Annotated in this window: 10 protein-coding genes; 3 read left to right on the top strand and 7 right to left on the bottom strand. The window is 44.8% G+C overall.

The window, feature by feature from the left end; all coding sequences use genetic code 11:
- Positions 1-328: 328 nt before the first annotated feature.
- The 5 genes from JGK39_RS16225 to rfbF form a co-directional block, all read right to left on the bottom strand.
- Positions 329-1108, bottom strand: coding sequence for a metallophosphoesterase family protein (locus JGK39_RS16225; RefSeq protein ID WP_293254848.1), 780 nt, complete (start codon positions 1106-1108; stop codon positions 329-331).
- A gap of 558 nt (positions 1109-1666) precedes the next feature.
- A complete protein-coding gene (locus tag JGK39_RS16220; protein WP_293254845.1) occupies positions 1667-2413 on the bottom strand; it encodes a DUF1995 family protein in 747 nt (248 codons plus the stop codon).
- A gap of 149 nt (positions 2414-2562) precedes the next feature.
- Positions 2563-3294: a cyclase family protein gene (locus JGK39_RS16215; RefSeq protein ID WP_293254842.1), complete on the bottom strand. Its 732-nt coding sequence runs from the start codon at positions 3292-3294 to the stop codon at positions 2563-2565.
- A 195-nt stretch (positions 3295-3489) separates the two neighbouring features.
- Positions 3490-4575: an acyl-CoA dehydrogenase family protein gene (locus tag JGK39_RS16210; RefSeq protein WP_293254839.1), complete on the bottom strand. Its 1086-nt coding sequence runs from the start codon at positions 4573-4575 to the stop codon at positions 3490-3492.
- A 374-nt stretch (positions 4576-4949) separates the two neighbouring features.
- Positions 4950-5726, bottom strand: a complete 777-nt coding sequence (rfbF, locus tag JGK39_RS16205; RefSeq protein ID WP_293254836.1) for a glucose-1-phosphate cytidylyltransferase — start codon at positions 5724-5726, stop codon at positions 4950-4952.
- 368 nt (positions 5727-6094) lie between these two features.
- Between rfbF and JGK39_RS16200 the strand changes: the two genes are divergently transcribed.
- Entirely contained in the window at positions 6095-6634 is a 540-nt protein-coding gene (locus JGK39_RS16200) for an RNase A-like domain-containing protein (protein ID WP_293254833.1), read from the top strand.
- Positions 6631-6930 (top strand): contact-dependent growth inhibition system immunity protein, encoded by a 300-nt coding sequence (locus tag JGK39_RS16195; RefSeq protein WP_293254830.1) that lies wholly within the window; start codon positions 6631-6633, stop codon positions 6928-6930. Before JGK39_RS16200 ends, JGK39_RS16195 begins: the two co-directional genes overlap by 4 nt.
- 130 nt (positions 6931-7060) lie before the next feature.
- On the opposite strand, the gene JGK39_RS16190 is transcribed toward JGK39_RS16195, so the two are convergent.
- Complete coding sequence (locus tag JGK39_RS16190) at positions 7061-8389, bottom strand: beta-xylosidase (RefSeq protein WP_293254827.1); 1329 nt, start codon at positions 8387-8389, stop codon at positions 7061-7063.
- A 230-nt stretch (positions 8390-8619) separates the two neighbouring features.
- A complete protein-coding gene (locus tag JGK39_RS16185; RefSeq protein ID WP_293254825.1) occupies positions 8620-12147 on the bottom strand; it encodes a glycosyltransferase in 3528 nt (1175 codons plus the stop codon).
- Between JGK39_RS16185 and JGK39_RS16180 the strand changes: the two genes are divergently transcribed.
- Complete coding sequence (locus JGK39_RS16180; RefSeq protein ID WP_293254822.1) at positions 12132-12431, top strand: hypothetical protein; 300 nt, start codon at positions 12132-12134, stop codon at positions 12429-12431. The genes JGK39_RS16185 and JGK39_RS16180 overlap by 16 nt on opposite strands.
- Positions 12432-12466 lie beyond the last annotated feature (35 nt).

Here is a 12466-nt window from a genome sequence, read left to right as displayed (position 1 = left end):
CAACAATTAGGGCAACTAATTTCTAATGTCATATCACGCTATGGGAAACACTTCTCTAATTATAGCTTACTCCGATCCTTTCCTTCAGGGCACTACCGCAAAATCTATTCAATTTTCAAAGTTCCGCGTGAAAAACCCTTGCTTTCCACTACTACAAACAATAGAGACTCAAGAAGAGATTGTCAAGCTTTTCCAAGCACTTCATTTAGTCAGTCCTGGACGCATCAGTACCAAAGAAACCGGGTTTTTTACCTAATCTGTGACGAGGAGAGAGGATTTTCGTAAAAAAACCCGGTTTCTGAGTCCCCGTGCGTAAGTCCTATTAGATTTAAGCTTCTTGTTGAACAACTGAGCTCAACTGAGGTTTCAACTGAGCTTTTGGAGAAGGAATCTGCGGCTTCAATTGTCTGACAACTTCATCAAACGGCAAAATTCGCACTTGATTGTTAAACACATTTACCTGATAAACTCTGCGATAACTGAGGTCAAATCCTGTCAGCCAGCCACTTTTTGGATGATAAGCGCCCGTGTCAATATCCAGCCACCCTTGGCCCCTGACTAATTCACCAGGCCTCACCCCCTCAAAGGTAAACGTGATCGTGTGACCGGTAATAATTAATTTATCGGGAAAATACGGTTTCGGTATGGCGTGAAATTCCTTGCGAATCCAGCACAATTGTTCGATCGACTGTTTGTGAATTGGCATAGTCGGATGGACACCCGCGTGCACCAGCCAAATATCCCCTAAGTCTAAATGCGTTGGGAGCGATCGCAGCCAATCTAAGTGTTTGTACGGCATCATCCCTGTCTCTTTGTAACTAGCGACAGTCGCATCCCCACCGCTGTACAGCCAAGATTGCCACGCCCGCATATCCACTGACGGCCCCGACAAAGCATCTAACATCAGTTGTTCGTGGTTTCCCAGCAGCGTTTGATAGGGGCTTTGCTGCACAAAATCTAATACCTGAGCGCTTTTCGGCCCGCGATCGATTAAATCTCCCAAAAAATATACGCGATCGTCCGAGCTCGGGGCCAGTGCCTCTAGCAAAAGCATTAACCCGTCGTAATGCCCGTGTACGTCCCCAATAACAATGCGCCGGTGCTCCACTGTGTTTATCCGCTTTCGTGACTCGAAACCTTAATTACTAGCTTATAGCATCTGATTTAGCTGCTATTTCCTCCGATCTTTTGCTGAGGAGGGGTGTCACCCATTATACTACTTTTATAAAGATTTGGTAAAATTTTCCAATTTTGTTTGCGTAGTTACCGATCGCCATAATGAGAAGTTATCCCAGCTTTCGGTACAACTGAAGTACAAAGATACCCTAAAGACACGGCAGTGCCCTCTCCTGCGAGTCTTTGGGAGAATTGATAACCGCTGTTAATTGTGCTTTGGCAATTGCTACTACCGAGTCATACCATTTTTCTGTGAAGCGGCATAGAATCTGATCCCCCCTAACCCCCCTTAATAAGGGGGGGACAAGAGTTACTCAAAGTCCCCCTTCTTAAGGGGGATGCGAGGGGGATCCGGATATGTGCAACGACCCATTAAATTGGTATCAGTCGATTTTAGATTGACTCAACAATGATTTCACGGTGTAGGGTGCGGCAGCGATGAGTCGATCGAGCAAATCGAAAATAACTCTAGCTAACGCACTCTACAATATTACTGAGTCAAAGCCTTGAGGAAAGTCTGCATTTCTGCTAAAAAACCTTTCTTTTTTAGCGGTTTTGCCGGTGCAGTCGAATCAGGATCGGCGACTCCCATAGCCTTCGCTAAAATCCGTTCTAAATCGTCTCCCACAGGTTTTTGAGCAGTTTCCGAAATTAATTCGTATTCGTCATTTATTTCCAGCCAGACTTGCCACGGTTGCGGATAGCAGCGGAATAAAGCCGCCTTATCTAGGGGTCTGATGTAGTAGCAGGATTCGATTTTGCTCAGGAATCGATCGCGCAACTGACGGCCTGCATAACCTATACCTATAGTAGCAACATCTTCCAGGCGCGGGTTGAGCAAGATCACAGGGCGGCCCGCCGCAGCTATATAAAGTTTTTCGACTTGCGACACCTCTACCGCCGCCGGATTCACGACCAAAAACAGTTCATCTTCCGGTGCTATATTATCTTCAACAGGAGTGCGGCTGCTGCCCAAATCACTTATTTTAAAAGGTACTTCTCCCCAATCGCGGCGGGCGAGGGCGGCTGCACCAGCATCGGGAAAAAAGACTTTCACCCCGGAGTGGCTTTCCTCAAATTCTGGTAAGAATTGTTGCGTTATAGACTGTGCTTGCAGGGCAATTTCGGGAAAGACTAATTCGACTTGCAGGAGATTCTTGCCATCCGAGAGGGCTGCGGCGGTGGCTGTGCGCGATTGGGCGATCGCATCATTGAGATCCTTTGGCAGTTCTGTCATTAATCTTATTATTTTTACTCGACTTCTCTCAATCCAATTTTACCGCATTAAGCTAATCAGCAGAAAAATTTTGTGTTAATAAATAATCCAACTCTTGTGGGGCGCTGCTCCCAGTCCGCCCGAAATATCCAATTCAAAGATGCCACAGCTTAAGCCACAAAAGCTAACACCGACACAGGCGAACCTGAACCTCCCAAAAGGCGTAATATTCCGATCGCCAAAGTGAAGTCTGCCGCAGGTAACAAGTGGAGATTTGCCAGATTTTCCAGCACAATTCCCTGGTTTTGCAATACCATTTTGTTGACAGCAAAACTTTCATCTTGTCCCGGATCGACTCCGTGAGTGTCAATACCAATTCCCGCAATCGATCGCTCTTCTAACAAAAATTGAGTCGCAGCTAGACCAAATCCCGGAAAGTGACAAACTCGGTCTTCGTCAGGATTGAAAAATGTTCGCCCATCATTCCATTTGACTTGCCATCCAGTATATAATAGAACTAGACTTCCCGGTGCAATAAATTTGTGCTGGCGTTCCCAATTTAATATATCATCTATCGTTAAAGTGTAGTCGGGATTGGCAAGACATTGTTCGCGAAGGTCGATCGCAATTCCCGGCAAAACTAGCGACTGCGGCGCATAACTATCAACACTCGCGCCTGCTGGATCGAAGCTGTTGGGTGCGTTGATGTGAGTGCCGCTGTGTTCTCCCATGGAAAATTTTCTCAGGAAATAGCCGTTTTTGTCTATTTCAGATACAGTTTCAAATTCCGGCGCTGGATCGCCGGGCCAGATGGGAATGTTTGGATGAATTGCATGGGTTAAGTCTATAATGTCGCGGTAGGCGATCGTTTTTAAATTGTTTGATTTGAAGTTATTTGTCATCGCCACAAAAACTCACATTATTTTAATGGTACGGTGCGTCATATCAAATCCGGTAGCATCGTCCTGCATTATAATCTCTCTATTCTCTCTCTGTGTCCTCTGCGCCCTCTGCGGTTTAATAATTCCGGTATAGCCTGATTGAATATCAGCCATTAGTCGATCGCTCTAATCGAAAATCCTTCTAACCGACGCACCCTAAAAATCGACAATGCGATCGAGCGTAGCGACCATCACATCCTTAGTTTGCCCGGAAACAGTATACACCAAAGCCTCACGATAAACTCTCCCAGCCGGGTGCAGCGTACCGTTAGCGGCACCGCTAGAAACCACCACCGCAGCGTGCCCGCACCGCACCGCCAAATCAATAGCTTCCGCTCGGAGCGCTAATTGTTCGGCTTTTGAGCTATGTTGAGATTGTGAGAAATGCTGTTTTAGCCGATCGAGCTTCACCTCCAATTTTGTGCAAGCCGCCGCTATTACAGGCGAATCTTTAACTATCGCCGCCGCTGCAATTACATCCAATCCCGCGCGAATACAGCCAAAAGTAACCGGCACAAAATTCAGGATATTTTTGCTGTCATTTTCCGCAATCCAACCGACAGCTTTAACCGAAATTATTTCCGATTCCTGCAACAACCAATTATCAAGAGTTGCTGTCACAGTATTAGTCGAATTCATGGCGATTAACTGCATAATTTCGCTGACAGCTATTTTACCAGATTCCCGTTCAATATTAGCAAAAGGCAGCAAACCAAAAACCGCGCGATTGTCTGGAAGTACCGCAGCCACAATAAACTTTTCAAACAAGCCAAAACCAGTAATCCAAGGAACATTCCCCGACAGTAAATAGCCATCTTTTACCGGAGTTGCGGTGACTGCCGGATTTCCCGTTAGCGAAGCCCTCGAAGAGGATCGCCTCAAATGCGAAAACCCAACACCCAAGCGTAACTCTTTTTGGGCGATCGCGCGCAAGTATCTGCCTTTGAGCATTTCATTGTCGCTGCTAGCAATCATCGCACTTGCGCTGTGGTGCTGAGTTTGCAGGAAAGACAAAGCCCCAGAATATCGCGCCGTCAATTCCTGATATTCGTAAAAAATCTGCGGTGGAATGTCCGCACCGCCCCATTTTTGGGGAATTCGCAGCGCCAAGAGCGATCGACTTTCCAACCCTAAAAGTGCTGTTTTCAGCGCTTCCGAGTCACTGTCGATAATTTTCGCGCGGGGTGCAACGCACTCTTTCAGGTAACTTTCTGCGCTGTCAAGAATATCTTGAAAATTCATCTTTTATAATTAGTTTTATATAGCGGTTCTCAAAAAAGTGAGGTACGTTGTTGGGCTTTAGCCCTCTTAATATTTATTATATAGTCAGCGAGTTGCAAAAGTGAGGTACGTTGTTGGGCTTTAGCCCTCTTATATTTATTATATAGTCAGCGAGGTCGCATCAAAAAATCCATTTACATTCATACCTCATATTTCGGAGCGATGTTATATAGCCTTTCTCAGAAAGATGAGGTATGACTGGTGGCTTGTATAACCGCTTAGACGTATAGGGCTCGCATCCCAACAACATACCTGATCTTTTTGAGAATCGCTATAGTTGTTATTTTTTATGATAATGATTGTGGGACGGGCATCTTGCCCGCCCCAAAACCAACTTATTCCCAAACTTTCCAAGGAGCCTTCCCTTCATCCCAAAGCTCGTTTAAATACTTATATTCCCGAAAAGTATCCATCGCATAAAAGAAGCCTTCATGGCGGTAAGCCATCAACTGTCCATCTGCTGCCAAACGCTGCATCGGTTCCTGTTCTAAAACACAATCATCCCCACCCAAATACTCAAATACCCGGCGGTTAAATATAATATATCCAACACTAATCCAGCCGTCTATCTGAGGTTTTTCAGCAAATTCTCGTACTTGACCTTCACTATCAACATCCAAAATGCCAAAACGCGAAATCGGCCGAAAAGTAGTAACAGTTGCCAGCTTACCGTGAGACTTGTGAAACTCCATCAATTTCTCAATATTGACATCAGCAACTCCATCACCATAAGTCACCATGAAATTTTCGTCATCGATATATTTTTCGATCCGTTTTACCCGCCCTCCAGTCAAGCTTTCTGCGCCAGTGTCAGCCAGCGTTACCTGAAAATCTTGTTCGCGATGTTCCTGCTGATAAGTGATGCTATTTTTCCGTCCCAGACAGATCGTAAAGTCATTGTTCATGGCTTCATAATTCAGGAAATATTCTTTAATCATGTTGCCGCGATAGCCCAAGCACACAATGAAGTTTTGGAAGCCGTAGTGGGCATATATTTTCATGATGTGCCAAATAATCGGGCGCCCGCCGACATCAACTAAAGGCTTGGGGCGAAATTCTGTTTCTTCTCTCAGACGAGTACCAAGACCGCCCGCCAGGATGACTACTTGCATTTTTTCACCTTTTGAAAGCTCATCAATTAATCTATCATCAATTATCTGGGATTTTTTCAAATAATTATTAATAATTTCTCAGATTCAGTGAAGCTTTGTAAACCCTAAAAAAATCCTATTCTAAATACAATGTAGGGTGCGGACTGTGCATCGCACATTTAAATGCTGCGTGCAATTCCTAACTCACTCAGTTCCGGACGCATCAACCTCAAAGAAACCGGGTTTTTTACCTAATTTGTGGGTTATCTCGAATAATTATTGTGAAAAAACCCGGTTTCTAGTCACCAGTGCGTCCAAGACTATGACTAATGCTAAACTAGGAAACAGAAAAAAACAGTAGACAACTATACTGAACATAAAAAAACACAATGAAAACTCAACTCGATCGCCTAAAAAGATTTTTAGGTATAATCTGCGCGATCGCCTCAATCACAATCTTATTGCACTCGACAATATCCGCTGTTGGTGGCGCTGTTTTTGCAGGGGAAATCTCAAATATACCACAAACCACCACAGCCTTTGTCCCTAAGATACCGGGCGGCGGATTGGATGTTCACGAAGCAGCAGGAGGACACACTTTAGAGAGACACGTTGGTAAAACAGAAGGAGAATTAGCACAGCGACTCGGACGAGAAATGGGAATTGCTGCTGCATCTTCCTTTGCTAACCGTTCCGTCGCAGAAGTGGCGATTGCGGAAGCAATGTACAAAAAGAAAAGTGCGATCGACTCCTGGGTGAAAAAAGGAGGCAATCGTTATACGATCGACTACAACGCCAACAAAATCATTGGCATTAGCCTGCGCCGCCGCTCATCCAAAGCAACTCCAGTCTCTCGCCTGAAAATCGTCCTCCAGCGCAGCAACAAATTACCTCCCGGATACTTTATTCTCACAGCTTATCCCCAATGATAAATCAATTTCCTCATTTAACCCAATTTTTCAGTTCCTACTTTCACCAAGACTGGCCGCTAGAAGCTGACACTCCCAGCGATGTAGTCAACAATTACCTGAACAGCGAACCGCCCGAAAGTATTGAAGCTGCATCGCAAGAACTTGGTCAAGTGCTAGAAATGTCGATTTCAGAACCAGATTTAGAAACATTCATCCTCGATGAATTAGGCTGTTACTACGACCCACAATCGAAAAATCAAACAGTCAGAGAATGGCTGAAATCCGTGCAACAATCTTTGATAAATCCCAGCTAAACCCTATGTATTTGTAGGTACTTGAGAAATCTCGCTTTTTGCCGAGACCAGATCCCCCTAAATCCCCCTTAAGAAGGGGGACTTTGAGAAGACTCTTGTCCCCCCCTTTTTAAGGGGGGCTAGGGGGGATCTAGGGCTTGATAGTCAGCAAATAACCTTCATGTACATTGACATTAGGAACAACATAAGTCAAGTTATTACCAACAACCGAAACACTTTCTTCTTTAACCGCAACCATCTTTTGCACAGCGCCTTCGAGATTGTTAGGAATCTTCTCTAATTTCAGACTAACTTTTTGACCGCTTTTAATCCCAAGCTGCTGCAAATTCACAAGATTTAAGGTGACGGTTGTGGCTGACGAATAATTGCGATCGAAATAACCCAAAAGCACCTGTGCTTTACCTTCGGGATTTGACTTGCTAGCTAAGGCCACAAGGCGATCGTGGTCCGATCGGCTCAGCACCCGCGAATTCACTCCATCAGCATAAGCTTTGTAAGTCCACCAAGCCGCCCTCGGCTCAAAAGTATTCGGTACAACCATCCCACTCAGCGTATTATTGAAGCAATTGCTAACTTTTTTACCTACTGTTGTATCCCAACAAGCTCTGCAAGCACCGTCAGCTCTTGCATACTCCAAGTTAGACAAATAACCTAAAATTTCCCCCGGCTGATACTGCGCTAATTCTCCGACAATTTCGTTGACATAAATCTTTTGCATTTTCAGTTCCTTGTAAAAGGCACTTTGTTGAAAATTGCGTTTAGCATCAAATACGTGATCGTCAACAAATAAAATTATGGTATCATTGAGTTCGTGCCAAGCTAGAAAATTTACTTCCAGTTTGTTCGCTTTGCAATAATCCAGAAAAGCCGCGAGATATTCTTTGTTGTAAGTGCTGATGCTCGGCCCGCCAATCATCGCTGACGGCCCCAATTCTTCCCGCAAAATTTTGTAAGCCCTTTTGTAAGTTTCAAAGAATTGTTCTCTGCTTCCCTTCCAAAACGGATTTGCTAAATCGGGTTCGTTCCAGATATCCCAAATAATTTTTTTGCCCTTATTTTGCTGGGCTAATTGTCGGATGAATGCTTCCCATGCGGGGTAATTTTGATAGGGCCAGCCTTTGGGATTGCTGCCGTAGCCCCAGAGGTCGCTAACTAATAGTTGAAATTCGGCTCCGCTGGCGATTACCCGATCGTAAATATCGAGTCTTCCGGCGCGCCACAGCTTGGGCTGCAAGGGCTTAATCGAGCTATCGGGGGGCTTGCTGGGGTCGATTCCGTGCAAGATGCCGCTCATGGAGGTGATGCCGGTGGCTGGCTGTCCAAAATCAACTGTGACGTTCGATCGCATTTGGGCGATCGTTGGCTGCGGCCCAAAATACGCGATTAACAAGACAGTGACAATCGCTAAGCAAATTGGCAGCAGCTTATTAATAGGTTTGAACTTGAAGGTGAATTGCATATTGTATGTGGTGGCAAATTGAAAAACAGAAATCAATCACAAACATTAGTAGGTTTGTAGTGAGGACTTCAGTCCTCTCTCAAATATTTTAGGCAATAAGGACTAAAGTCCTTACTACAAACCGCAATAGGTTTGTAGTGAGGACTTCAGTCCTCTCTCAAATATTTTAGCTAATAAGGACTAAAGTCCTTACTACAAACCGCTTTTCAGAAATCCAAACTCACAAAATCTTAAGGAACAGACAAAGCAACTTCAAAACCCTGTACTAATTCCATCAATTCTTGCCAAGCTTCTGAATTAATGAGCGAACAAGTATCGAGTTGACCTCCTTTCTCTGAAGATAAGGCAACAAAATTAGTTATCCAACTCAAGATAGTTTCGCTTGTCAACAATGGCGTGCATTTCCAAGCTGACTGCAACTTCTCAAGCATCCCAGACATATCCCCGCGCTCCCAAGCTTGCCATGCCTGCCATACTAGATAATAGTAATGGAGCATACTGTCAACTTTTTCGATCTGCTTTTGGATTTTGGGGGCGATCCTCTTCGAGGGCTTCGCTAACGCAAATTTATCTCGATTGCCGCTAGCAGATAGAACTTGTGCGACAACTTCTGCGTATTCTAACAGCATCCGTTCTTCCTTAAAAAGTTCTTCGGCCCGCAGTTTGCAAGCTTGTCCTGCAAGCCTCCGCAATTCGGGATTTTGTACCCATAGTTCTACCGTTTCAGCTAACTCTTGTGCAGTCTGTTGCGCGTCAATTGTCGGATCGGCGATTAACTTTCCAGTGTCTCCCAACTCTTCGGGAATCCCGCTGACTGCTGTAGCAATTACGGGTAATCCCTTCGCCATTGCTTCCATCACTGCTAGCGGCATTCCCTCTGCTTTGGATGATAAAATAAAGATGTCGCTGGCATCCAACCAATCGGCAATATCCCACCGCTGGCCGATGAATTTAACCTGTTCATTGACTCCTAATTGGCTGACAGTTGCTCTCAATTCCGGTTCCATATTGTCGTGGGTGGTGGAACCGGGGCCGGCCCAAACAAAGTAAATTTGCGGCCAAATTGGGAGATTTTTCAGTTGGGCGATCGCCTGCAATTGATACTGATATCCTTTAATTGGAGTCAGTCTCGCCGCCGTGAAACAAACCACAGCTTCTTCGGGGATGCCTTGTTCTTGGCGCAGGCGTTGGCGGGTTGAGAGATTGGGCGGTTCAAAGTAATTGTTCGGCCTGCCGTAATAAATTACTTTGCCCCATTCCCGAGGCATTTTAAACAAACTCTTAAACAAGTTTAAATTCTCGTGGGAAACAGCTATCACCGCTTTAGCTAAATTGTACTGATAGGCCACTGCATCGAAATAGGGAATCTGATCGCCGCGGTTGAAATGTTGATAAGTGCGATCGATATAACCGAGAGTAATTACATAAGGTATGTTCTGTTTGATAGCAACTTGTTTCGCCGCAAAATTTGCCATCGGCCAGCCATCGCTAAATATAATTAAATCCGGTTTAGCTTCCGCGTAAATTCTTTCAGCATCCGTACAATTGTAGGCAATTCGCAAAAACTCCCTCATCGTATCGAACTCCAGCCAAATATGCTCGATACCTAGCTGCTGCTGTTCGGTAATTAAAGGATTAGAAGCTTTAGTTTGCACGCTAGTAACTCGGTAGCCGTCGGCTGCTAATTTGCAAAGCAGCGAGTGGTTGAACTGCGCCAAACCGCCGATTCCGTGGTCTTCTGCGTACAGGAGTACGTGCGGTGCAAGTTTGCGGCCAATTGAACTAGGCGCTGATTTAAATTGATAGATATTGTTGACTGCCTCCGCTACTATGTCTTGCCATTCTTGTAAATTGGTTAAGGCATAAGCATCAAAGTTTTTCGTGTATTTTTCCGAAGAAACTCTAAAAGTTTCCAACCATTTAAAAACTGTTTCCGTGCCATTATAAGGAGTATAGTACAGAGATTTTCTCAAACACTCGACCATCTCTGTTAAATATCCGTCGTGGTACATCCGCCACGCTATCCACACTAAAGACTTGTAACGTTCTGCATTTTGTAATTGGCGTATGCGATCGGGCAAATTGGGTTGGGCGAAGAATTGCTCCATCACAGTTTCCATGCTTTTCATCACTTTTTGCCCGCCGGACATGAGATTGCTATCGTGCTGGCGGTAGCAGGTTAATATCTCTTTCAACCACGCACATTTGCAGCCTTTTAAACCCAAACGCAAAGCAAAATCTAAATCTTCTGTTGGCGGAAAGCGATGGTCAAAACCGCCCAGACGTTCCCACCACTCGCGCCGCACCATCATGGCACTGGGACGCACGCTTTTGTGCAGGACAAAGCTTTCTAAATCTAAGTTGGGCGTGTCTTCCCAAGGCATGACTGGGTAGATGTCTTTTCCAGTTTCATCAACCATCAACCAGCCGTTTTGTACCATGCCTAAAGTGGGGTCAGCTTCAAAACAAGCAATTTGTTTGGCGAGTTTTTCGGGCAGGAAAAAGTCGTCGGCATCCAGAAATGCTAAAAATTCGCCTTTGGCCATTTCGCAAGCGCGGTTTCGAGCTTTTGCTGCTCCTTGATTTTCTTGATATACGTACTGAATTACATCACGGTACGGCTCTAAAAATTGCCTTGTATTGTCTGTAGAACCGTCGTCTACGACGATGATTTCCCAGTCTTGGTAAGTTTGATTTACAGCGCTCTCCACAGCTCTAGCAATGTAGCTTTCGCAGTTGTAGGCGGGGATGACTACGCTGACTCGCGGTGTTTTTGAGGTAGGTATGCTAGCCATTATTTGTTTCCATTCGGGTAAGTTTCTTAATGATTTAAAGTCAATTGTGACTCCATAAGTTTGAGCGATCGCACTCAGACGCTTCTGCCAATCTGTGACTGTTGGTTTTAGAGGATAAGGACTGTACTGGATAGATTTTTGGAAAAATTCAACCGCCTCTACTGGATAGCTACTATAGTACAATTGCCACGCCATCCAAGTCAATGCTTCGTAAAAAGCCGGATTTTCTAATTCGCGGATGTGCTGCGGTAAATGGGGTTTGGCGAAAAATTGCTGTTTTAAGGTAATAAAAAGATTGGCTTGTTTGAGGGCTTTTTTTATTGATACATTTTGATCGTGCTGGCGGTAGGATACTGTCACTTGATGCAGCCATGCTGCTTCGCAACCCAAGACTGCTAAACGCAGGACTAAATCTGAATCGTCTACTGAATCAAATTCTGAATTAAATCCGCCTGCAAGTTCCAGCCACTGGCGCGAAAACATCATGGCGCTGGGAAGTACGGGCATTTGTACTATCCAAGTTTCTAAGTCTAATTTGGGGAAATACTCCCAAGGTTTTATATCGGAAATTTTCTCGCCTTGCTGGTTGACAATGCGCCAGCCGCTGTTAACAATTCCTAAGGATGGTGAGGAGCGAAATAGGGATATTTGTGCTGCTAATTTATCTGGCAAAAAGAAGTCATCTTGATCTAAGAAAGCGATGAATTCTCCTTTGGCTTCCTGAATTCCTCGGTTGCGGGCTGCTGCTACTCCGGCATTTTCTTGATATACGTAGCGAATTCTGTCAAAATAAGGCTGCAATACCCGATCTGTCTCGTCTGTCGAACCGTCGTCTACAACGATAATTTCTAAATCTGTAAAAGTTTGGCACAGGGCGCTTTCTACTGCTTGCGCGATGTAGCGAGATCCGTTATATGCTGCTATAATTACGCTGACTTGCGGTGTGCGTGTGGCTGCTGACATTATTTACCTCGCTGTTAAGTATAAGGAAGAAGGAAGAAGGAAGAAGGAAGAAGGAAGAGGGAAGAGGGAAAAAGATATACACCACAAGCTCGATCGCGAGCCGTATTTTGAGTTTTATTAGGTGGCTTTACTTAACTGGTTGCTATCTTAGTTTAATCGAAATTGGTTTTTCCTCGACTTGCGTACAAATTAACTTAAAGTTCGTTAGCGCAGCCCTCGAAGAGGATCGCACAAATGCCGTGCAGGTACTCGATATTTACAGGCAGGCAGATGTCGGTGCATGATTTGGAGGATATTAGAGAGGTTTTGCTTTACAATT

The organism is Microcoleus sp. PH2017_12_PCY_D_A (assembly GCF_020738565.1).
GTDB lineage: Bacteria > Cyanobacteriota > Cyanobacteriia > Cyanobacteriales > Microcoleaceae > Microcoleus.
Note: the sequence above shows the minus strand (reverse complement) of the source record. Positions and strands in the feature narration are given on the sequence as shown.

Bases quoted from the DNA above. Each gene is read 5' to 3' on its own strand.
- JGK39_RS16220 (WP_293254845.1), bottom strand. From the start codon at position 2,413: ATGACAGAACTGCCAAAGGATCTCAATGATGCGATCGCCCAATCGCGC.
- JGK39_RS16215 (WP_293254842.1), bottom strand. From the start codon at position 3,294: ATGACAAATAACTTCAAATCAAACAATTTAAAAACGATCGCCTACCGC.
- JGK39_RS16210 (WP_293254839.1), bottom strand. From the start codon at position 4,575: ATGAATTTTCAAGATATTCTTGACAGCGCAGAAAGTTACCTGAAAGAG.
- rfbF (WP_293254836.1), bottom strand. From the start codon at position 5,726: ATGCAAGTAGTCATCCTGGCGGGCGGTCTTGGTACTCGTCTGAGAGAA.
- JGK39_RS16200 (WP_293254833.1), top strand. From the start codon at position 6,095: ATGAAAACTCAACTCGATCGCCTAAAAAGATTTTTAGGTATAATCTGC.
- JGK39_RS16195 (WP_293254830.1), top strand. From the start codon at position 6,631: ATGATAAATCAATTTCCTCATTTAACCCAATTTTTCAGTTCCTACTTT.
- JGK39_RS16190 (WP_293254827.1), bottom strand. From the start codon at position 8,389: ATGCAATTCACCTTCAAGTTCAAACCTATTAATAAGCTGCTGCCAATT.
- JGK39_RS16185 (WP_293254825.1), bottom strand. From the start codon at position 12,147: ATGTCAGCAGCCACACGCACACCGCAAGTCAGCGTAATTATAGCAGCA.